This is a genomic window from Azospira sp. (assembly GCF_030247495.1).
GTDB lineage: Bacteria > Pseudomonadota > Gammaproteobacteria > Burkholderiales > Rhodocyclaceae > Azospira > Azospira oryzae.
Window position 1 is genome coordinate 63,955 of the sequence record NZ_JAOTRW010000010.1, and the last position, 19,343, is coordinate 83,297.

At 66.5% G+C, this 19,343-nt stretch carries 22 protein-coding genes; 2 read left to right on the forward strand and 20 right to left on the reverse strand.

Annotated features, from left to right (window positions below; all coding sequences use genetic code 11):
• Window positions 1-4: 4 nt before the first annotated feature.
• The 10 genes from fdx to OEL49_RS15170 form a co-directional block, all read right to left on the reverse strand.
• Window positions 5-346, reverse strand: coding sequence for an ISC system 2Fe-2S type ferredoxin (gene fdx / locus OEL49_RS15125; protein WP_014237430.1), 342 nt, complete (start codon window positions 344-346; stop codon window positions 5-7).
• Window positions 343-2,223, reverse strand: coding sequence for a Fe-S protein assembly chaperone HscA (gene hscA / locus OEL49_RS15130; protein WP_014237429.1), 1,881 nt, complete (start codon window positions 2,221-2,223; stop codon window positions 343-345). Before hscA ends, fdx begins: the two co-directional genes overlap by 4 nt.
• The gene (hscB, locus tag OEL49_RS15135; RefSeq protein ID WP_014237428.1) at window positions 2,223-2,753 is read right to left on the reverse strand and encodes a Fe-S protein assembly co-chaperone HscB; all 531 of its coding nucleotides are present in this window, start codon (window positions 2,751-2,753) and stop codon (window positions 2,223-2,225) included. Before hscB ends, hscA begins: the two co-directional genes overlap by 1 nt.
• Window positions 2,754-2,913: 160 nt before the next feature.
• Window positions 2,914-3,237, reverse strand: a complete 324-nt coding sequence (gene iscA, locus OEL49_RS15140; RefSeq protein ID WP_014237427.1) for an iron-sulfur cluster assembly protein IscA — start codon at window positions 3,235-3,237, stop codon at window positions 2,914-2,916.
• Between the two features lie 34 nt (window positions 3,238-3,271).
• Complete coding sequence (iscU, locus tag OEL49_RS15145) at window positions 3,272-3,661, reverse strand: Fe-S cluster assembly scaffold IscU (RefSeq protein ID WP_014237426.1); 390 nt, start codon at window positions 3,659-3,661, stop codon at window positions 3,272-3,274.
• A gap of 22 nt (window positions 3,662-3,683) precedes the next feature.
• On the reverse strand, window positions 3,684-4,892 hold the full coding sequence (locus OEL49_RS15150; RefSeq protein WP_130458434.1) for an IscS subfamily cysteine desulfurase: 1,209 nt from the start codon (window positions 4,890-4,892) through the stop codon (window positions 3,684-3,686).
• 43 nt (window positions 4,893-4,935) lie between these two features.
• Entirely contained in the window at window positions 4,936-6,093 is a 1,158-nt protein-coding gene (locus OEL49_RS15155; protein ID WP_287875459.1) for a cysteine desulfurase family protein, read from the reverse strand.
• A gap of 16 nt (window positions 6,094-6,109) precedes the next feature.
• Window positions 6,110-6,586 carry a Fe-S cluster assembly transcriptional regulator IscR gene (gene iscR / locus OEL49_RS15160; protein ID WP_014237423.1) on the reverse strand — a complete coding sequence of 159 codons (477 nt, stop codon included), beginning with the start codon at window positions 6,584-6,586 and terminating at the stop codon, window positions 6,110-6,112.
• A 60-nt stretch (window positions 6,587-6,646) separates the two neighbouring features.
• Window positions 6,647-7,402 carry a serine O-acetyltransferase gene (gene cysE / locus OEL49_RS15165; RefSeq protein WP_014237422.1) on the reverse strand — a complete coding sequence of 252 codons (756 nt, stop codon included), beginning with the start codon at window positions 7,400-7,402 and terminating at the stop codon, window positions 6,647-6,649.
• Window positions 7,403-7,456: 54 nt separating this feature from the next.
• Window positions 7,457-8,236, reverse strand: coding sequence for an RNA methyltransferase (locus tag OEL49_RS15170; RefSeq protein ID WP_130458431.1), 780 nt, complete (start codon window positions 8,234-8,236; stop codon window positions 7,457-7,459).
• A gap of 101 nt (window positions 8,237-8,337) precedes the next feature.
• Between OEL49_RS15170 and OEL49_RS15175 the strand changes: the two genes are divergently transcribed.
• Window positions 8,338-9,141 (forward strand): inositol monophosphatase family protein, encoded by an 804-nt coding sequence (locus OEL49_RS15175; protein ID WP_014237420.1) that lies wholly within the window; start codon window positions 8,338-8,340, stop codon window positions 9,139-9,141.
• Between the two features lie 84 nt (window positions 9,142-9,225).
• Here OEL49_RS15175 and OEL49_RS15180 read toward each other — a convergent pair whose 3' ends face one another.
• From OEL49_RS15180 to OEL49_RS15200, 5 genes are all read right to left on the reverse strand, one after another.
• Window positions 9,226-12,150, reverse strand: a complete 2,925-nt coding sequence (locus tag OEL49_RS15180) for a putative bifunctional diguanylate cyclase/phosphodiesterase (RefSeq protein ID WP_287875462.1) — start codon at window positions 12,148-12,150, stop codon at window positions 9,226-9,228.
• Complete coding sequence (locus OEL49_RS15185; RefSeq protein ID WP_287875464.1) at window positions 12,151-13,092, reverse strand: substrate-binding domain-containing protein; 942 nt, start codon at window positions 13,090-13,092, stop codon at window positions 12,151-12,153. It abuts the gene before it with no gap.
• A gap of 185 nt (window positions 13,093-13,277) precedes the next feature.
• Window positions 13,278-13,499, reverse strand: coding sequence for a glycine zipper 2TM domain-containing protein (locus tag OEL49_RS15190; protein ID WP_130458429.1), 222 nt, complete (start codon window positions 13,497-13,499; stop codon window positions 13,278-13,280).
• Between the two features lie 27 nt (window positions 13,500-13,526).
• Window positions 13,527-14,111 (reverse strand): glycine zipper 2TM domain-containing protein, encoded by a 585-nt coding sequence (locus tag OEL49_RS15195; protein ID WP_014237416.1) that lies wholly within the window; start codon window positions 14,109-14,111, stop codon window positions 13,527-13,529.
• Between the two features lie 27 nt (window positions 14,112-14,138).
• A complete protein-coding gene (locus tag OEL49_RS15200) occupies window positions 14,139-14,453 on the reverse strand; it encodes a hypothetical protein (RefSeq protein ID WP_287875467.1) in 315 nt (104 codons plus the stop codon).
• On the opposite strand from OEL49_RS15200, the gene OEL49_RS15205 reads away from it, so the two are divergent.
• Window positions 14,452-14,664: a hypothetical protein gene (locus OEL49_RS15205; protein ID WP_287875469.1), complete on the forward strand. Its 213-nt coding sequence runs from the start codon at window positions 14,452-14,454 to the stop codon at window positions 14,662-14,664. The genes OEL49_RS15200 and OEL49_RS15205 overlap by 2 nt on opposite strands.
• A 35-nt stretch (window positions 14,665-14,699) precedes the next feature.
• On the opposite strand, the gene OEL49_RS15210 is transcribed toward OEL49_RS15205, so the two are convergent.
• The 5 genes from OEL49_RS15210 to OEL49_RS15230 all read right to left on the reverse strand — a co-directional run bounded on the left by OEL49_RS15210 (window position 14,700) and on the right by OEL49_RS15230 (window position 19,311).
• A complete protein-coding gene (locus tag OEL49_RS15210; protein ID WP_287875471.1) occupies window positions 14,700-16,061 on the reverse strand; it encodes a sigma 54-interacting transcriptional regulator in 1,362 nt (453 codons plus the stop codon).
• Window positions 16,062-16,063: 2 nt separating this feature from the next.
• Window positions 16,064-16,516, reverse strand: a complete 453-nt coding sequence (locus tag OEL49_RS15215) for a hypothetical protein (protein WP_287875473.1) — start codon at window positions 16,514-16,516, stop codon at window positions 16,064-16,066.
• Between the two features lie 39 nt (window positions 16,517-16,555).
• Window positions 16,556-17,992: a HAMP domain-containing sensor histidine kinase gene (locus OEL49_RS15220; protein ID WP_130458427.1), complete on the reverse strand. Its 1,437-nt coding sequence runs from the start codon at window positions 17,990-17,992 to the stop codon at window positions 16,556-16,558.
• Window positions 17,993-18,090: 98 nt separating this feature from the next.
• Window positions 18,091-18,657 (reverse strand): YceI family protein, encoded by a 567-nt coding sequence (locus tag OEL49_RS15225; protein WP_287875475.1) that lies wholly within the window; start codon window positions 18,655-18,657, stop codon window positions 18,091-18,093.
• A 75-nt stretch (window positions 18,658-18,732) separates the two neighbouring features.
• Window positions 18,733-19,311 (reverse strand): YceI family protein, encoded by a 579-nt coding sequence (locus OEL49_RS15230; RefSeq protein WP_287875477.1) that lies wholly within the window; start codon window positions 19,309-19,311, stop codon window positions 18,733-18,735.
• Window positions 19,312-19,343 lie beyond the last annotated feature (32 nt).

Genomic DNA, 19,343 nt, shown 5'->3' on the forward strand with positions numbered 1-19,343 from the left:
CTCCTCAGTGCTTGCCTTCCTTGGCCATGTTGATGGTGTACTTGGGGATTTCCACCACCAGGGGCGTGGCCTTGACGATGGCCTGGCAGGACAGGCGGGAATTGGGCTCCAGGCCCCAGGCTTTGTCCAGCATGTCCTCTTCCAGATCCTCGGCCGGTTCCAGGGAATTGAAGCCTTCCCGGATCACCACGTGGCAGGTAGTGCAGGCACAGGACTTCTCGCAGGCATGCTCGATTTCGATATCGTGCTGCAACAGGGCATCGCAGACGCTGGTGCCCGGTTCGGCCTCGATCACGGCGCCCTCGGGGCACAGCTCCTCATGGGGCAGGACGATGATCTGGGTCATTCTTCTTCTCCGATTTTCACGTCGTCCACCCGCTTCCCGGCCAGGGCTCGCTTGATGCTCTGGTCCATGCGGCGGGCGGCAAATTCATTGGTTTCCAGGGCCAGCAGGTCCATGCCGTGGTTGATGGCATGGCGGTCCTCGCCCTGAATGACGGTGCGCAGCTTTTCCAGGGCCACATCGACCCGGGCCCGTTCGCCCGCATCCAGCAGATGGGGGTCTTCCTTGAGGGCCGCTTCGGTGGCTTCGAGCAGGCGGTCGGCCTCGACCCGGGCTTCCTGCAGGGCGCGGCGGAAGGCGTCGTCCTTGGCGTGCTCCAGGGAAGATTGCAGCATGCCGGTGATTTCGTCGTCGGTGAGGCCGTAGGACGGCTTCACGGCCACGGAGGCCTCCACGCCGGAGGTCTGTTCCCGGGCGGTGACGGAGAGCAGACCGTCCGCATCCACCTGGAAGGTGACGCGGATGCGCGGCGCCCCGGCCACCATAGGGGGAATACCCCGCAGTTCGAAGCGGGCCAGGGAACGACAGTCGGACACCAGCTCCCGCTCGCCCTGAACCACGTGGATGGCCATGGCGGTCTGGCCGTCCTTGAAGGTGGTGAATTCCTGGGCCCGGGCCACGGGGATGGTGGAATTGCGCGGGATGACCTTCTCGGTCAGGCCGCCCATGGTCTCCAGGCCGAGGGACAGGGGAATCACGTCCAGCAGCAGCCAGTCGTCGCCGGGATTACGGTTGCCGGCCAGCAGGTTGGCCTGGGTGGCGGCGCCGATGGCCACCACCTTGTCCGGGTCCAGGTTGGTCAGGGGCTCCTGGCGGAAGAACTCGCCCACGGCCTTCTGGATGGCGGGAATGCGGGTGGCGCCGCCCACCATGACCACGCCCTTGACGTCGGTGGGACGCAGGCCCGCATCCCGCAGGGCCTTCTTGCAGGGCTGCAGGGTCTTGGCCACCAGGGTCTGGGTAATGTCGTTGAAGACTTCGGCGGAAAGCTTGAGGTTCACCAGTTCGCCGCTGGTGAGCTTGGCGGTGATCGGCGCCTCATTGTGTCCGGTCAGGTATTCCTTGGCTTCCCGGGCCTTGGTCAGCAGCAGGCGGGCGTCCATGGCAGCCAGGGGCGCCAGCTTGGCGGTCTCGCTGATCCAGCAGAGGATGCGCTGGTCGAAATCGTCGCCGCCCAGGGCCGAATCGCCGCCGGTGGACATGACTTCGAAAACGCCCTTGGAGAGGCGCAGGATGGAAATGTCGAAGGTGCCGCCGCCCAGGTCGTAGACGGCGTAGATGCCCTCGGAGCCGTTGTCCAGGCCGTAGGCGATGGCGGCGGCAGTGGGTTCGTTGAGCAGGCGCAGGACGTTGAGGCCGGCCAGGCGGGCCGCATCCTTGGTGGCCTGGCGCTGGGCGTCGTCGAAGTAGGCGGGCACGGTGATGACGGCGCCCACCAGTTCGCCGCCCAGGGCGGCTTCGGCCCGGGTGCGCAGTACCTTGAGGATGTCGGCGGAGACCTCCACCGGGCTCTTCACCCCGGCCCGGGTCTTCAGCCGCACCATGCCCGGCGCCACCTGGAAATCGTAGGGGGCGGATTCCACGTGGCCGATGTCTTCCAGGCCCCGGCCCATGAAACGCTTGACGGAGACGATGGTGTTCTTCGGGTCCCGGGCCTGCTCGGCCTGGGCCTCGATGCCCACCACCACCTCCCCTTCCGGGGTGTAGCGCACCACGGAAGGCAGCAGGGCGCGGCCGTCCTCGTCGTTGAGGACCACGGCCATGCCGCTGCGCACGGTGGCGACCAGGGAATTGGTGGTACCCAGGTCGATGCCCACCGCCAGCTTGTGTTCGTGGGGCAGTTCGGACTGGCCGGGTTCGGCGATTTGCAGTAGGGCCATTATTGGTCTTCCAGGGCCACCAGGGCCTCGTCAATATCGTGTTGCAGCTTTTCCAGGAACATCAGGCGGCGGGTCAGGTCGGCCGCTGCCGGGTAGTCGGCCTGCTGGTCGAACAGGGCGCCCAGTTCCGCATAGCGTTCGGCAATCTGGTCCCGCAGGCGGAAATGCAGGTCTTCCAGTTCATCCACCTGGCCGGCCTGCCGCGCCTCTTGCACGGCTTCGCGCCATTCCATCTGCTCCATGAGGAAATCCACGGGCATGGCGGTGTTGTTCTCGGCGCCCACGTCCTGGCCCGCCAGATGCAGCAGGTACTGGGCCCGCGGCAGGGGTTTCTTCAGGGCCTGGTAGGCCTCGTTGACCCGGGTCGCCCATTGCATAGACAGACGCCGGTCCGCTTCGGAAGCGTCGGCGAACTTGTCCGGATGCACCTGGGCCTGGGCCTCGCGGAAGCGGGCATCGAGCACGCCCAGGTCCACATTGAAGACCCGGGGCAGCCCGAAAAGGGTGAAATGATCAGCGTTGAAATCCATGGCGGCCCCGATTGTATTGTTTTTTGGGCGGATCAGGCTCCACCCGCGGGCAAAGCGCAGCCAGGGCTAGGCGCGCCCCAAGAAGATGTCCCCAGGGAATCCCTGCGGGACAGTGCGAGCAGCACGGCAAGCCCGGGCAATGACGCCCAGGCAAGCCGCCTCAGACCTTGAAGCTTTCGCCGCAGCCGCACTGATCCTTGACATTGGGGTTGTTGAACTTGAACCCCTCGTTCAGGCCTTCACGGGCATAGTCCAGCTCGGTGCCGTCCAGGTAGGGCAGGCTCTTCGGATCCACCAGCACCTTGACGCCGTGGCACTCGAAAATCTGATCGTCTTCGGCCAGTTCGTCAGCGAACTCGAGCTTGTAGGCCATGCCGGAGCAGCCGCTGGTGCGGACGCCCAGGCGCAGGCCGATGCCCTTGCCGCGTTTGGTGATGTAGTTGGCCACGTGCTTGGCCGCCTGCTCGGTCAGTGTAACCGCCATGATGTGTTCCCCTTGGAAAACTGGACAATAAAGCTCAGTTGTCTCCGTGCTTCTTCTTATAGTCGGCCACCGCCGCCTTGATGGCATCTTCCGCCAGGATGGAGCAGTGAATCTTCACCGGCGGCAGGGCCAGTTCTTCGGCGATGTCCGTGTTCTTGATCTCCAGGGCCTGGTCCAGGCTCTTGCCCTTGACCCACTCGGTCACCAGGCTGGAGGAGGCAATGGCGGAACCGCAGCCGTAGGTCTTGAACTTGGCGTCCTCGATGACGCCTTCCTTGTTGACCTTGATCTGCAGCTTCATGACGTCGCCGCAGGCGGGGGCGCCCACCATGCCGGTGCCGACGCCGCCCTCTTCCTCCTTGGTGAAGGAACCGACGTTGCGGGGATTTTCGTAGTGGTCCAGGACCTTGACGCTGTATGCCATGATGATTGCTCCTTATTCAGGTTCAGTGGGCAGCCCACTGGACGGTATTCAGATCGATGCCTTCCTTGAACATGTCCCACAGGGGGGACAGTTCGCGCAGCTTGCCCACCTTGCTGTGCAGCAGCTTGACCACGAAATCCACCTCTTCCTCGGTGGTGAAGCGGCCGATGGAGAAGCGGATGGAACTGTGGGCCAGTTCGTCTTCCCGCCCTAAGGCACGCAGAACGTAGGAAGGTTCCAGGCTGGCGGAGGTGCAGGCGGAACCGGAGGAAACGGCCACGTCCTTGATCGCCATCAGCAGGGACTCGCCTTCCACGTAGGCAAAGCTCATGTTCAGGTTGTGGGCGACACGGTGCTCCAGGTCCCCGTTCACGTAGACCGCTTCCATGTCGGAAAGTCCCTTCAGCAGCTTGTCGCGCAGGGCGGCGATGCGCTTATTTTCCTCGACCATCTCTTCCTTGGCCAGACGGAAGGCTTCTCCCATGCCGACGATCTGGTGGGTGGCCAGGGTGCCGGAGCGGAAACCGCGCTCGTGGCCGCCGCCGTGCATCTGGGCTTCCAGGCGGACGCGGGGCTTGCGGCGGATGTAGAGGGCGCCGATGCCCTTGGGGCCGTAGGTCTTGTGGGCGGAGAAGCTCATCAGGTCCACCTTGAGCTTGTCCAGGTCGATATCCACCTTGCCGGTGGCCTGGGCCGCATCGACGTGGAAGATGATGCCCTTCTCGCGGCAGATCTCGCCGATCTCGGCGATGGGCTGGACCACGCCGATTTCGTTATTCACGAACATCACGGATACCAGCACGGTGTCGGGACGGATGGCGGCCTTCAGCACTTCCAGGTCGATCAGGCCGTTTTCCTGCACGTCCAGGTAGGTGGCGGAGAAGCCCTGGCGCTCCATTTCGCGCACGGTATCGAGCACGGCCTTGTGCTCGGTCTTGACGGTGATGATGTGCTTCCCCTTGCCGGCGTAGAAATTGGCAGCGCCCTTGATGGCCAGGTTGTTGGATTCGGTGGCGCCGGAGGTCCACACGATTTCCTTGGGGTCCGCATTCACCAGGGCGGCGACCTGCTCCCGGGCCTCTTCCACGGCGGCCTCGGCTTCCCAGCCGTAGCTGTGGGAGCGGGAGGCGGGGTTGCCGAACTTCTCCACCAGGAAGGGGATCATCTTTTCCGCCACGCGCGGATCCACGGGCGTGGTGGCCGAGTAGTCGAGGTAGATGGGCAGTTTCATGTTCTCGTCGCTCCAAAAAGGTTTTGCACGTTCTTGTTGTCCGTTACGACGCCATGGCCGTGAGGCTGGTCAGGCGTTCCAGGGTGCCCTTCAGCACCCCGAGAAATTCTTCAATCTGGGCCGCCGTACTGGTGGCCCCCAGGCTCACCCGCACCGCGCCCCGGGCCAGTTCCGGCGCCACGCCCATGGCCATGAGGACCCGGGAACGCTCCGGATTGGCCGAGGAACAGGCCGCACCGCTGGCCACCGCAAAACCGGCCCGGTCCAGGTAGCCCACCAGGGTTTCGCCATCCACACCGGGAAAGGCGAAGTAGCTGGTGTTGGGCAGGCGCTCGGCGCCGGCACCGAAAATCCTGGCACCCTGGTGATGCAGACCGGCTTCCAGTTGCTGTCGCAAATCCGCCAGCCGGCGTCGGTTTTCCTTCACGTTACGGGCCGCCAGGGCACAGGCTGCACCGAACCCGACAATGGCGGGGACGTTTTCCGTACCGGAACGCAAGTTCCGTTCCTGTCCGCCGCCGGCGATCAGGGGCTGCAGCTCGACCCGCTTGTCCAGGACCAGGGCCGCGGCACCCTTGGGGCCGCCGATCTTGTGGCTGGAAACGCTGAGGGCGTGGACGCCGGCCCCGTTGAGGGCGCGAAAATCCAGCTCCAGCTTGCCCAGCACCTGCACCGCATCGCTGTGGAACCAGGCGCCGGTGGGCCGGGCCGCCTGGGCCAGGGCGGCCACATCCTGCAGCACGCCGGTTTCGTTGTTGGCCAGCATCACCGACACCAGGGCCGGACGCCGGGCCAGAAGTTCAGCATAGGCGCCCTGCTCCACCCTGCCCTCGCCATCAACGGCCAGGGTAGCCACTTCCCAGCCCTGCCGGGCCAACTGCTCCGCCGGACGGGCGATACAGGGGTGCTCCACGGCGGAGACCGCCAGCAGGCCGGGCCGCAGGCTGGCCGCGGCGCCCTTGAGGAACAGGTTGTTGCTTTCGGAACCGCCGCTGGTGAACACCACCTCGGTGGCATGGGCGCCGGTGGCCGCCGCCACCAGCTGCCGGGCCTCGTCCACCGCCCGCCGCGCCGCCCGGCCGTACTCGTGGCGGCTCGAGGCATTGCCGTACTGCTCGCGCAGATAGGGCAGCATGGCCTCCAGCACCTCGGGATGCAGCGGGGTGGTGGCGTTATGGTCCAGATAGACCGGGGCGAACATGGCGGCGATCCAGCTTTCAGGCGCGGACCAGGACTTCCTTGACCCGGGGCCGGGGACCCAGGCGCTGCCCCGTGAGCAGGGCCACCTTGTCCTGCTGCTTGCTCACCAGGTCGTGCAGGCTCACCGAGGCCAGGTATTCATACATCTTGGCATTGAGGGTGGACCACAGGTCGTGGGTCATGCAGCGGTGTTCTTCGTGGCAGTTTTCCTTGCCGCCACACTGGGTGGCGTCCAGGGGCTCATCCACGGCACGGATGATGTCGGCCACCGTCACCTGCTCCAGGGGCCGGGCGATACAGTAGCCGCCGCCGGGGCCGCGCACGCTTTCCACCAGGTTGTGGCGGCGCAGCTTGCCGAACAGCTGTTCCAAGTAAGACAGGGAAATCTTTTGCCGTTCGCTGATGCCGGCCAGGGTCACCGGACCCTCACCGCCACGGATGGCGAGGTCGATCATGGCGGTAACGGCGAAACGTCCTTTGGTGGTCAAGCGCATTTTTAGGCCCTCCAGGAAATACCTGAGAATTTAAGTCAACTATACTGATACCCGGATTTATTAGTCAACTATTTTGCTCAGGTATTTCGGATCGAAACGGTCGGCCACCGCCAGCTCGTCCTCCACCCGCACGCCGGCCTGTTCCAGCTTGTGCAGCAGGGTTTCGATGCGCCGGTCGGTTTCCACCGCGTGATCGAGCAGGCCGTGGATGGCCTTGGCCAGGGGATCGTCCTGGTTCTGCTGGGCCACGGCGTAGGCGGAAAAGCCCATTTTCACGGCCTTCTCCTCCCGCTTCTGCTCCTGCTCGCCCTGGATGATGCGGGCCGGATTGCCGACGGCGGTGGCGCCGCCGGGCACATCCCGCACCACCACGGCGTTGGAACCCACCTTGGCCCCGGCACCCATGGTGATGGGCCCCAGCACCTTGGCCCCGGCGCCAATGACGACGCCGTTCTCCAGGGTGGGATGGCGCTTTCCCTTGTTCCAGGATGTGCCCCCTAGGGTGACGCCGTGATAGAGGGTGACGTCGTCGCCGATGACGGCCGTCTCGCCGATCACCACGCCCATGCCGTGGTCGATGAAGAATCGGCGGCCGATGGTGGCCCCCGGATGAATCTCGATGCCGGTCAGGAAGCGGGCGATGTGGGCGACGAAACGGGCCAGCCAGCGCAGGCGATGCCCCCACAGCCAATGGGCCAGCCGGTGCAGGGTGATGGCATGAATGCCCGGATAACAGGTGAGCACCTCCAGCACGGACCGGGCCGCGGGATCGCGGTCGAAAACCGAGTGGATGTCTTCACGCAGGCGGGCAAACATGGATCAATACTCCTTGGATTTGTGGGGTTATCTTAAAATATCCCACTATTTTTATCAACTATTGTCCCGATTAATCTTGGCCCCGGGCAGGGGCTTCTCCGCCGCCGCCAGGATGCCGCGCAGGATGTTGATCTCGTCCTTCTCCAGGGCCGCCCGCCCGAACAGGCGGCGCAGCTTGGGCATGAGGCGGCGCGGGCTGTTGGGATTGAGGAAGCCGGTGGCCGTCATCAGGCGCTCCAGGTGGGCGTAGAAACCTTCCACCTCCTCATGGCTGGCCGGCGGCGTGGCAAAGGGCGTGGCCAGGGAACTGACCGGGGGCGCCCCGTCAAAGGCCGCCTGGCGCACCTCGTAGCACAGCACCTGGACGGCGGCCCCCAGGTTGAGGGAGCCGTAATCCGGGTTCACCGGCACCGTCACCAGCCGCTGGCACTGTTCCACCTCCGCATTGGTGAGGCCGGAAGTCTCGCCGCCGAAGACCAGGGCAATGTCGCCCTGGGCCGTCCACTGCAGCAGCTCGGGCACGGCCTGGCGCGCCGGCCGGGGAATGGGCCCCAGGTCCCGCTGCCGGGCCGACAGGGCCGCTGCCAGGACGGTGCCCTGCAAGGCCTCTTCCAGGCTGGTGCAGATGCGGGCGTGCTCCAGCACGTCGGCAGCGCCGGAGGCCCGGGCGGTGGCTTCGTCGTCGGGAAACTGTTTCGGATTGACCAGGGTCAGGCGGGACAGGCCCATGGTTTTCATGGCCCGGGCGGCGGCGCCGATGTTGCCGGGATGGCTGGTGTTGCACAGCACGACGCGGATGCGTCCGAGCATCTCAATGGGGCTAATGGGGTTCATGGTGTAAAATGCCGGTTTATCCAAATGCTTAGGGCAGTCGCCGGCCGGGTCTACAAGACCGGAAGCCCGGAAACTGCCCCTTCGAGTTCTTTACAAAAGCCATGCATCCAACCCTGAACATCGCCGTCAAGGCCGCCCGTCGCGCCGGCCAGATCATCAACCGCGCCTCCAACGACATCGACCTGCTCAAGGTCGTTGCCAAGCAGCAGAGCGACTTTGTCACCGAAGTGGATCGGGCTGCCGAAGCCGCCATTATCGAAACCCTGCGCGAGGCTTACCCGAATCACGGGATTCTAGCAGAGGAGAGCGGCGCCTCCGTCGGACGGGATGAGGAATACCAGTGGATCATCGATCCCCTGGACGGCACCACCAACTTCATCCATGGCTTTCCCCAGTACGCCATTTCCATCGCCCTGGCCCACCGCGGCCAGGTGACCCAGGCCGTGGTCTACGACCCCATCCGCAACGAGATGTTCACCGCCACCAAGGGTGCCGGCGCCTTCCTCGACGACCGCCGCATCCGCGTCGGCAAGCGGGCCAAGCTGCAGGACGCCCTGATCGGCACCGGTTTCCCCTACCGCAGCTTCGACCACGTGGATGCCTACCTCAACATCTTCAAGGAACTGACCCAGACCTGCGCCGGCATCCGCCGCCCGGGCGCCGCCGCCCTGGACCTGGCCTGGGTGGCCTGCGGCCGCCTGGACGGTTTCTGGGAATTCGGCCTTTCCCCCTGGGACATGGCTGCCGGCACCCTGCTCATCACCGAGGCCGGCGGCCTGGCTACTGACCTGGCCGGCGAACCCGGCTACCTGGACAGCGGCAACGTGGTGGCGGGCAGCCCGAAAATTTTCGCCCAGCTGCTGCAGACCGTGCAGTCCAACCGGGGCAGCAACCTGCCGCGCTGAGGCGCCAAGGCACACCTCGCCCGCTACGGGTATGAAAAAACGGCGCCTGCGGGCGCCGTTTCTCTTTTCCGCGATCGTTTTGCCTCAGCTTTCCGGCATGGGGACGCCGCCCCGTAGCGGCACCGGCACATAGGCGGCAACCCAGGCCTGGAATTCCTCCGCCGGCACCGGCCGGCAGAAGTGGTAACCCTGGGCGATGTCGCAGCCCATGGCGTTGAGGATCAGCAGTTCGGCCTCGTGCTCCACCCCTTCGGCCACCACCTTCAGCCCCAGGCTGTGGCCCAGGGAGACGACGGCGTGCACGATGGCCAGATCGGCCGAATCGTTGACGATGTCCCGGACGAAGGAGGCATCGATCTTCAGCTTGTCCAGGGGGAAGCGTTTCAGGTAGGACAGGCTGGAATAGCCGGTGCCGAAGTCGTCGATGGACAGGCGCAGGCCGGCCTGTTTCAGTTCGGCCAGGACGGCGCCCACCTGCTCCGGCTCCTCCATGACGATGCTTTCCGTCAGTTCCAGTTCGATGCGCCCGGCGGGTAGCGGATAGTCGCCGACGATGTCGAGCAGGTTTTCCTTGAAGTGCTTCTGGCGGAACTGCAGGGACGACAGATTCACCGCCACCGGCACCGGTTTCAGGCCCATGGCCGGCCACTGCTGGTCCCACTGCACCTGCTGGCGGCAGGCTTCGGCCAGGACCCAGTCGCCGATTTCCAGGATGGTGCCGGTCTCCTCGGCCAGGGGGATGAAGTCGGCCGGCGAAACGAAGCCCGAGTCGCCCCGCCGCCAGCGGATCAGGGCCTCGGCCCCCACCAGGCGGCCGCTGCGGATCTCCACCTGGGGCTGGTAGAAAAGCACGAATTCCTTGCGCTGCACCGCCCCCCGCAGGGAGTTCTCCAGGGCCAGGCGCTCCCCGGCCCGGGCGTTCATTTCCGGGCGGAAGAACTGGTAGTTGTTGCGCCCCCGTTCCTTGGCATGGAACATGGCCGTGTCCGCATTCTTGATCAGCCCCTCCTCGTCCTCGCCGTCGGCAGGGAAGACGCTGATGCCGATGGAGGCCGTCACCCGCAGCTCCTTGCCGGCGATGTTGAAGGGCGCCGTCAGCTGGGCCAGGACGGCGTCGGCCACATGGGCCGCGTCCTCGGAGCGGCGGATGCGGTGCAGGACGACGATGAACTCGTCGCCCCCCAGGCGGGACACCGTATCCGATTCCCGCACCGCATCCTGCAGGCGCTTGGTGACGCCCTTGATCAGCTCGTCGCCGACGGAATGGCCGAGGGAATCGTTGATGGTCTTGAAGCGGTCCAGGTCGATGAACAGCACCCCCACCTCGTGCCCCTCCCGGGCGGCGGCGGCAATGGCCACGGTGAGCCGGTCCTGCAGCAGCATGCGGTTGGGCAGGCCGGTGAGAGGATCATGCTGGGCCAGGAACTGGATACGGTCCTGGGCCGCCTTGTGCTCGGTAAGGTCGGAGTAGATGGCGATGTAGTTGCTGACCGTCCCGGCGGCATCAGCCACAGCGCTGATGGCGGCCCACTGGGGATGGATGCGGCCATCCTTGGCCCGGTCCCAGATTTCCCCCTGCCAGTGTCCGGTTTCCCGCAGGCTGCGCCACAGATTGACGTAGAACGCCTCATCGTGGCGGCCTGACTGGAGAAAACGGGGTGTCCGCCCTCTCACCTCTTCCAGGGTGTAGCCGGTGACGGCGACGAAGGCCCGGTTCACCAGCAGGATGCGATTTTCCGCATCGGTGACGAAGACCGCTTCCCGGCTCTGTTCCAGCACGCTGGCCCACAGGCGCAGCTGGTCCTCCCGGCTGCGGATGGTGTGGGCCATGTCCTGCAGGGAATCGAAAAGGCTGGCGAACTCGACGCTGCCCGGCGCCTGCCCGGCGATACCGTCATACTGGCCGGCCTTGACCCGCTCCACGCTGGCCAGCAGGTTCAGCACCGGCCGGGAAATACCCCGGTTGGCCAGGGCCTGGCTGAGGGGCACCACCAGGGCCCCGGCCAGCAGCAGCACCAGCAGCAACACCCCCAGGGTTTCCCGCACCTGCTTGTTTACGCCCTCCTTTTCCAGGACCAGGAGCGGATAGGCCAGTTCGTTGCCCAGCAGGGGCAGGGAAAACAGCATGAGAAAGTGCCGGGGCGTCTCCTGCCAGCCGCTCAAGGGATTGCCGGCATTTTTCAGGAGCGGCGCCGCCCGGCTCAGATCGACCTCGGAAGCCAGGGCCTGGATGTCCCCCACCACCTGCCCCTGGGCGAAGAGCAGGCCAAAGTGCAGCGGCGTGTAGCGGGTCACCTGTTCCAGGAAGCCCTGGCCCAGGGTCTGGGCCACCACCACCCGCCCGACCGTGAGAGGCTCGCCCCGGGGAAAGTGGCGGATCACCGGGGCGCTGGCCAGCAGCATCAGCCCGTCGGGCGAGCGGACCATGGCCTGGGTCGGCGGCGCATTGCGGGCCAGGCCGGCGAGGAACTCCACCTCCACCGGCGTGCGTCCGGCGTGCCACTGGTTGGGCGAGAGGGAGTCCTGTTGCCAGGCCAGGGGGGCACCCGCATTGTCGAAGGCCAGGAAGCCCGCCTCCTGGCCGTTTTTCTCCACCCGGCCGAAAGCCACCCACTGGCCCCGGCTGTCCACCACCACCAGGGACAGGTGGTCGGTGGCGCTGGAAAGACGGGCCAGATCCCCGGCCAGGCGCTTCTTCTCCCCGTCGAACACCAGGGGATCGTAGTGCAGGGGATCGGAATAGCGGGACACCAGGTTGAGGCTGGCCACCAGGGCCTCGTCCGCCGCCAGGCGCCCGGCCATCTGCAGCAGGAAGGCCTGGCGGGCCCGGATTTCGGCACTGAGGGCCCGCTGGGCGGTAGCAAAGACCTCCCGGGTTTCCTCCCGGTGGAAGCGCTCCACCCCGACGGAAAGCAGGGTGCCCACCACCGTCAGCACCAGGAAGATGCTGAGCAGGAGCAGGGCCAGCAGCTTGGCCTTGATGCTGGGGAGCCAGTTGGGGGCGGTCATCTAGAAAACCGGCTCCTGGCGGGCGCTGCCCTGCCGCGTCACCAGCTGGCTGGGCACCACCACCCGCCGCGGCACCGGGCGTCCGGCGAGGATGTCCCGCACTACCCGGGCCGTCGCTTCGGTACTCAGGGGATAGGTGAAGGAGGCCCGCTGCTCGCCGTCAGCGATGGCCTGGCGCGCCTCCCGGATGTAGTCGATGCCGACGATGACCAGCCGGCCCGGATCGATGCCGTGCTTGCGCAAGGCCAGGCGGGCGCCGCTGGCCATGCTGTCGGACTGGGCGTAGATGGCATCGAAGGGGCGCCCTTCCTCCAGCGCCTCCTCCACGGCCTTGACCGCATCGGCCCGCAGGTAATTGGCCGGGCGGATGCTGTGCAGGCGCAGGCCGGGGTGGCGGCGCAAGGCTTCGACAAAGGCGGCGGTGCGCATCTGGGAGGTGCTGGCGCCGGGAATGCCCTGCAGCACCAGCACCGTGCCCCGGCCCTGCAATTCTGCGGCGATGAAGGCGGCGGCAGCGGCACCGATCTGCCCGTCGTCGGGCCCCACCCAGGTGGTATAGGCGTCCCCCTCCACCCGGCGCATCAGCAGCACCACCGGGATACCCTGGCGATAAGCCTTGGCCAGCACGGGCGCCAAGGCCCGGGAATCCCGGGGACTGACGATCAGCACATCGACGCCACGGGCGACGAAGTCCTCCACGTCGGCCACCTGCCGGGCCGTCTCGCCCTGGGCATCGGAAAAGACGAAATTGACGCCGGGCTGGCGATTGAACGCCTCCACCAGGGCCCGTACCTGGGCCAGGCGGTAGTCGTTGGCCAGGGTGTCCTGGGCGAAGGCCACCAGGCGGGGGCGTTCGCCCCCCTGGGCTCCCCCTGCGGCAGCTAGGCACCAAAGCAGCAGGACCGGGAACAACCAGGCCCTTATTTTGTGATTCGGAAACATCCCACTCGCTCCCTGCCGACGGGCATTGCCGATGGTATTTTTTTCTATGACAAAAATACTAGCATGACCCGGGGCCGGCTGCGGCGGTGCACCAAAAAAAGAGCCGATGGTAGGCGCCCCCGCCTACCATCGGCTTACACAAGCACCCGGAAACCGGGCGCGGCTCAAAGGGATTCGGCTCGGCGTCAGCGACGCTTGGACAGCTCGTTGCCCACCAGGCCGCCGGCAGCGGCGCCGGCCACGGTACCCGCCGTGCTGCCGCCGGTCAGGGCGGAGCCGACGACACCGCCGACGACGGCGCCGGTGGCCACCCCGACCTGCTGCCGGGTGGGATTGCCGCTACAGGCGGACAGGGTCATGGCCAGGACGGCAGCGGCGACGAGGGCGAAGGATTTTGCGGTTTTCATGTTGTTCTCCACGGGGTTGGGATGGGTTCAGGGAATGGCGCTGACGTTGCCGTTCACCACCTTCACCTTGTCGCCGGCGGCCACGGCGGGCACGTGGGACTGGGAAATGGTGCGGTAGGCGCCGTCATCCATGCGCACGGTGATGCGGTAGGCGGTCTGGCGATTCATGTTCTTTTCGATGCTGTTGCCGGCATAGGCCCCGCCGGCAGCGCCGATCAGGGTCATGGCCGTATTGCCGCCGCCCCGGCCGAACTGGTTGCCCACCAGGGCGCCGGTGACGCCGCCGGCCACGGCGCCCAGGCCGCTGGCATTGCCTTCCAGCTGCACCATGCGCACCGTTTCCACCACGCCGCAGTTGGCGCAAGTGGACTTGGCGCTGGCGGCCCCCTTGGCGGCGGGCTTGCCGCCCTCCTCCGCCTTGGCGGCGTCCTTATCGGCCCCCTTCTCCTGCAGCTGGGAAGACGCCGAGGGGATAAGGCCGGTGATGGCGCCGATGCCCAGCAGGCTGAAGACGGTGAGAGAGACGGCGGCCGCCGTCAGCAGGGGATGCAGGCGACGGGCCCGCACCGGGGCCGGGGTCGGGGAATGGCCGATTTCGAAAGTGGAATCCATGGTCGCTCCTTGGCAGGGGGAACTGGCTTACCAGTCGTGGCGGTCGTGGTGGTGACGGTGACGATGCTTGTAGTGGCCGCGGTGATAACCCCGGTCGTAGCGGTCGTCGTAATAGCCACGGCGGCGGCCATCGTCGTAACGGGAACGGGTATTCAGGGAAACGCCGGCAGCCGCACCGAGAGCGCCACCGACCATGGCCATGTCACGGCCGCCGATGGCCGAACCGACGGCGGCGCCGGCCGCACCGCCAAGGGCGCCGCCAACCACGGCATCGCCGTCGATGCCACCGTGGGCATGGGCCGCATTGAACAGACCGGTGCTACCGATCAGCAGGGCCAGCATGACAACTTTCCTGAACTTCATTTTTATTCTCCTGGGCAAAAAGCGCCGCCTTGGGAGCGCGGCTTGCAACCGTTATTGCAACGGCCGTGCCAGGAAAAAAACTTCCTTGAAGATCAGTTGGTTAGGAGAAAACAAACAGAACGGGCCGGCCCCGGAATTTCGGGGCGGCCCGACAGGGGCTGCCAGCCTTGATCGCAGCCAATTGATTTAAAACGGATTTATTTTGTCGGGCCAGCCCGACGCCCCTCAGGCGCTGTCGCCGGCCCCGGGCTTGAACTGCTTGGCATCCAGCTGATGCCGTTCCAGCAGCTTGTAGAACTCGGTGCGGTTGCGCTGGGCCAGGCGGGCCGCCTGGGTGACGCTGCCTTCGGTGAGGCGCAGCAGGCGCACCAGGTAATCCCGCTCGAACACCTTCTTCGCCTCGTCCAGGGAAGTGAAGGCGCTGTCACCGGAGCGCAGCGCCCCCTGGATCAGGGCCGCCGGCACCAGGCCGCCGCTCACCGGGGAGAGGGCCACCGCCTGCTCCACCACATTCTGCAACTGCCGCACATTGCCCGGCCAGGGCGCCGTCACCAGGGCTTCCATGGCATCCGGGGCGAAGGCGGTGACGGGTTTGCCGTAGCGGCTGGCCGTGCGCTGCAGGAAATGGTTGGCCAGCAGGGGAATGTCCTCCCGCCGCTCCGCCAATAGGGGCAGAGCCAGGGAGACCACATTGAGGCGGTAGTAGAGGTCTTCGCGGAACTGGCCGCTTTTCAGGAGTTCGTCCAGGTCCCGGTGGGTGGCCGAAACCACCCGCACATCCACCGGCACCGCCTGGGTGGCGCCCACGGGGCGCACCTGGCGCTCCTGCAGCACCCGCAGCAGTTTGGCCTGGAGGGACAGGGGCATGTCGCCGATCTCGTCGAGGAAGACCGTGCCGCCGTCCGCCTCCAGGAACAGGCCCTTGTGGTTGTAGGTGGCGCCGGTGAAGGCGCCCTTGCGGTGGCCGAAGAGTTCGGACTCCAGCAGGTTTTCCGGGATGGCGGCGCAGTTGATGGCGACGAAAGGCTTATCCGCCCGGGGGCTGGCCAGGTGGATGGCCCGGGCCAGCAGTTCCTTGCCGGTGCCGCTGGCGCCGGCGATGAAGACGCTGGCATCGGAGGCCGCCACCAGGCGGGCCCGCTCCAGCAATTCCTGCATGGCCGGGCTGCCGCCCACCAGATCGGCGCGCCAGGGCTCGTTCTCGCCGCTGCCCTGGCCGGCGGGGGACGCCAAGCGCAGGGCCTGCTCCACCTGCTCCAACAGGGCCTTGCCGTCGAAGGGTTTGGTGAGAAAGCCGAAGACGCCGCGGCGGGTGGCATCTACCGCCTCGGGAATGGTGCCGTGGGCGGTGAGCACGATCACCGGCAGGGTCGGGGCCCGGCGCTGGATCTCGTCGAACAGGGCGAGGCCGTCCATGCCGCCCATCTTCAGGTCGGTGATGACCAGCTGGGGCCGCTGGGCCTGGAACATGACCAGGGCCTGCTCGCCGCTGTCGGCGGTGCGCACCCGGTGGCCGGCGGTGGCCAGGCGCAGGGCCAGCAGTTTGAGGATGTCGGCGTCGTCATCCACCAGCAGCAGTTCGGCCATGGCTATTGCCTCCCCTTGCGGCTGCGTTCGATGAGCTGGCGCTCGATGGACTTGAGTTCGTCCAGCTGTTCCTTCAGCTGCTGGGCCCGGCGCCCTTCCTTCAGGCGCTCGTTGAGCTGGCCCTGGACCAGGGTCGCCAGCTGGCCGGCGGGACCGGCATGGCCGGCCAGGGGTTCAAGCAGGGCCAGGGCCCGGGACTTGTCCTCCAGGGCCGGCTGGGGCAAGGCCAGCAGCACTCCCAGGCGCAGGCGGTTGCCCAGGCTGCGTTCCCGGTTGTAGGCCTGCTGGGCGGACGCCAGCTCCCGCTTCTGTTCCTCGGCGTTGGCGGCGGCAGTCTTCTGGGCCAGGGCCAGGGTATCGAGCACCAGGCGGCTTTCGTCCACCGGCGCCGGCGGCACATGGCTGCAGGCCCCCAGGAAGAGGCAGAGGCTCAGCAGCAGGGATGGGAATTTCATGGGTATGCGGTAAGACAAGGCAGTTCGGCTAGGGAGGATTCAGCGCCCGGCGGCAGCGAGGGGCAGGCTGAGACGGAAACAGGCCCCGGGAGGGCCTTCGGGCAGCATTTCGAGCCGGCCCCGGTGGGCCTGGGCCAGTTCCCGGGCGATGGCGAGGCCGAGGCCGCTGCCGGGGACGCTGGCGGCGGCGGGGCGGCTGCCGCCCAGGTAGAACCAGTCGAAAATGCGTTCCCGGTCGTTGGGGGCGACGCCGGGGCCCTGGTCACGCACGTCCAGGCAGGCAAGGCCGTCTTCGGACTTCAGGGCGACGGCGATCATACCACCCTCGGGAGAGTACTTGACCGCGTTGGAGAGCAGGTTGTCGAGGACCGTGGCCAGCTTGTCCCGGTCGCCCCACACCGTCAGGGGCTCGCATTCGGCCTGGAAACGCAGGCCCCGGGCCTGGGCTGCCAGACGGTGGTCGTCCAGCCCCCGGCCCACCAGCCGGGCCAGGTCCACCGGCACGAATTCGAGGCGCCCCAGTTCATCCAGGGCCCGCTGGGCATTGAGCAGGCGCTCGATCATGGTCTGCAGCTGGCGGCTCTTGCCCTGGAGGATGGCGACGATCTCCCGCTGGCCTTCGGAGAGGGAACCGGCGGCGCCGTCGGCCAGCAGCTCCGCCCCTTCGCGCAGGGCGGTCAGGGGCGTCTTCAGTTCGTGGGAGACATGGCGCAGGAAGCGCACCTTCTGGGCCTCCAGCTCGTTCAGCTGCTGGCGCAGCCATTCCAGGCGCTGGCCCAGGCGCTCCAGGTCGGCCGGGCCGTGCACCGCCACCGGCGCCTGCAGGTCGCCACCGCCGAGGCGGGAGACGGCGGCCTCCAGTTCCCGCACCGGCCGGGCGATGAGGGCGGCGGCCAGGGCCGACACCACCAGGCCCAGCACCAGCATGGCCAGCAGCTGCTTCCACAGGCGCTGTTCCGCCTCCCCGGCCAGTTCGCCGAGGCGGCTCATTTCCCGGTCGGTGAGCGCGTCGCTGATGCGCTGCACGCCCCGGGCCAGGTCGGAAAGGGCGGCATAGTCTTCGGCCAGGCGGGCCTTGCCGCCCTGGATCTTCTCCAGGCGCTCGCGCAGGGCGGCCTCGGTGTCGATGGTACGGTTCAGCTCCAGCAACTGGGCTTCATCCAGGGGCAGCAGGGACAGCTCGCTGAAGGTGGTGCGAAAGCCCGCCCGCAGGGTGTCGTAGTCCGCCAGCAGGGACGGCTCTCCCAGCACCAGGTACTGGCGGGCGGAGCGTTCCAGGGCCACGGTCTGTTCCAGCAGCTGGCGGCTGGCCCGGGCCGCCTGGGCGGTCTGGCCCACGGCCTGGCGGCTCTGCTGCACCAGCAGGTTCACCTCCATGGCCGTCTGCACCAGGGCCACCACCAGGGGCAGGGCCGCGGCGAGAAAGGCCAGAGAGAGCAGCTTGAGAAAGGACTTGGGATAGAAGCGGGGAGACACGACGGGCCGGCGCGATATCTGGGGAGGCCCATTCTAAAGGCAAAAAGGCCCGCCGATGCGCCTTGCATCGGCGGGCCCGGAGGCAGCCTCGGGGAGGCTTATTCCTTGATGGCTTCGACGGCGATGGTCAGGGTGACGTCGTCGCCCACATAGGGAGCGTACTTGCCGGCGTTGAATTCGCTGCGCTTGATGACGGCGGTGGCGTTGGCGCCGCAGGCGTCCTTCTTCAGCATGGGATGGGGCATGCACTGGAAGGAGGTGACGCTGAGGGTGACCGGCTTGGTGATGCCCTTGATGGTCAGGTTGCCGTCCACGGACACAACCTTGTCGCCGTCAAAGTTCACCTTGGTGGACTTGTAGGTGGCGGTGGGGAACTTGGCGGTGTCGAGGAAATCCTCGCCCTGGATGTGGCCGTTGAACAGGGCGGAGCCGGTATTGACGGACTTCATGTCGATGGTCACCTCCACGCTGCCGCTCTTGGCGGCCTTGTCGATCACGATCTTGCCGCTGGTCTTGTCGAAATGGGAGAGCTGGGTGGAATAGCCGAAGTGGCTGTAGGAGAAGCGGGGGAAGGTGTGGCTGCCGTCCATCACATAGGTTTCGGGAGCGGCCACGGCGGCGAAGGAGGAAGCGGCGATGGCGACGGCGACGAGTTGCTTGATCATGGTGAATCTCCTGTAAGGGGTTTTCTAAGATTTCTCTGGGTACGGCTTGGGGTTGGGGCGATACAGCGGTACGGCTTACTTCTTGGCCGCAGCGGCAGCCGCCGCCACGACGTGGAACTTGATCTGGATTTCATTGGCCACGGTGCCGAAGTCGGCCCACATGCCTTCGCCAATGGCGTAGTCGGCCCGCTTCAGCACGAAGGCGCCGTCGAAGACGCCGTTGGTGCCCTCCTGCTTGAAGGTGAAGGGGGCGGTGGCATCCAGGGTCTTGCCCTTGATGCTCAGCTTGCCGGTGACCTCGAAGCGGTTGTTGCCAAGAGCCTTGACACTGCTGGAGACGAAGGTGGCCTTGGGGAAGGCCTTGGTGTTGAACCACAGCTTGCTTGCCACTTCGTCATTGGCCTCCTGGGAGCCGGCATCGATGCTGGCCAGGTCGATCTCCAGGCTGGCCTTGGCGGCCTGGGGCTTGGCCGGATCAAAGGCGATGCTGGCGGCGCTCTTCCTGAACTTGCCATCCACGGGCACGTTCATCTGCTTGTAGGTGAAGGCGATCTGGGTCTTGTCGGCCTGCACGGCGTTGAACTCGACGGCCTGGGCCGGCAGGGCGAAGACGGCGGCGGCCAGGGCGGCGGCGCCGAGGGTTTGTTTGATCATGGTGTTATCTCCGTGACGTTGGGGTTGGCGTG

Excerpts from the sequence above, each read along its gene's own strand:
- fdx (WP_014237430.1), bottom strand. The coding sequence starts at position 346 with ATGACCCAGATCATCGTCCTGCCCCATGAGGAGCTGTGCCCCGAGGGC.
- hscA (WP_014237429.1), bottom strand. The coding sequence starts at position 2,223 with ATGGCCCTACTGCAAATCGCCGAACCCGGCCAGTCCGAACTGCCCCAC.
- hscB (WP_014237428.1), bottom strand. The coding sequence starts at position 2,753 with ATGGATTTCAACGCTGATCATTTCACCCTTTTCGGGCTGCCCCGGGTC.
- iscA (WP_014237427.1), bottom strand. The coding sequence starts at position 3,237 with ATGGCGGTTACACTGACCGAGCAGGCGGCCAAGCACGTGGCCAACTAC.
- iscU (WP_014237426.1), bottom strand. The coding sequence starts at position 3,661 with ATGGCATACAGCGTCAAGGTCCTGGACCACTACGAAAATCCCCGCAAC.
- OEL49_RS15150 (WP_130458434.1), bottom strand. The coding sequence starts at position 4,892 with ATGAAACTGCCCATCTACCTCGACTACTCGGCCACCACGCCCGTGGAT.
- OEL49_RS15155 (WP_287875459.1), bottom strand. The coding sequence starts at position 6,093 with ATGTTCGCCCCGGTCTATCTGGACCATAACGCCACCACCCCGCTGCAT.
- iscR (WP_014237423.1), bottom strand. The coding sequence starts at position 6,586 with ATGCGCTTGACCACCAAAGGACGTTTCGCCGTTACCGCCATGATCGAC.
- cysE (WP_014237422.1), bottom strand. The coding sequence starts at position 7,402 with ATGTTTGCCCGCCTGCGTGAAGACATCCACTCGGTTTTCGACCGCGAT.
- OEL49_RS15170 (WP_130458431.1), bottom strand. The coding sequence starts at position 8,236 with ATGAACCCCATTAGCCCCATTGAGATGCTCGGACGCATCCGCGTCGTG.
- OEL49_RS15175 (WP_014237420.1), top strand. The coding sequence starts at position 8,338 with ATGCATCCAACCCTGAACATCGCCGTCAAGGCCGCCCGTCGCGCCGGC.
- OEL49_RS15180 (WP_287875462.1), bottom strand. The coding sequence starts at position 12,150 with ATGACCGCCCCCAACTGGCTCCCCAGCATCAAGGCCAAGCTGCTGGCC.
- OEL49_RS15185 (WP_287875464.1), bottom strand. The coding sequence starts at position 13,092 with ATGTTTCCGAATCACAAAATAAGGGCCTGGTTGTTCCCGGTCCTGCTG.
- OEL49_RS15190 (WP_130458429.1), bottom strand. The coding sequence starts at position 13,499 with ATGAAAACCGCAAAATCCTTCGCCCTCGTCGCCGCTGCCGTCCTGGCC.
- OEL49_RS15195 (WP_014237416.1), bottom strand. The coding sequence starts at position 14,111 with ATGGATTCCACTTTCGAAATCGGCCATTCCCCGACCCCGGCCCCGGTG.
- OEL49_RS15205 (WP_287875469.1), top strand. The coding sequence starts at position 14,452 with ATGACAACTTTCCTGAACTTCATTTTTATTCTCCTGGGCAAAAAGCGC.
- OEL49_RS15200 (WP_287875467.1), bottom strand. The coding sequence starts at position 14,453 with ATGCTGGCCCTGCTGATCGGTAGCACCGGTCTGTTCAATGCGGCCCAT.
- OEL49_RS15210 (WP_287875471.1), bottom strand. The coding sequence starts at position 16,061 with ATGGCCGAACTGCTGCTGGTGGATGACGACGCCGACATCCTCAAACTG.
- OEL49_RS15215 (WP_287875473.1), bottom strand. The coding sequence starts at position 16,516 with ATGAAATTCCCATCCCTGCTGCTGAGCCTCTGCCTCTTCCTGGGGGCC.
- OEL49_RS15225 (WP_287875475.1), bottom strand. The coding sequence starts at position 18,657 with ATGATCAAGCAACTCGTCGCCGTCGCCATCGCCGCTTCCTCCTTCGCC.
- OEL49_RS15230 (WP_287875477.1), bottom strand. The coding sequence starts at position 19,311 with ATGATCAAACAAACCCTCGGCGCCGCCGCCCTGGCCGCCGCCGTCTTC.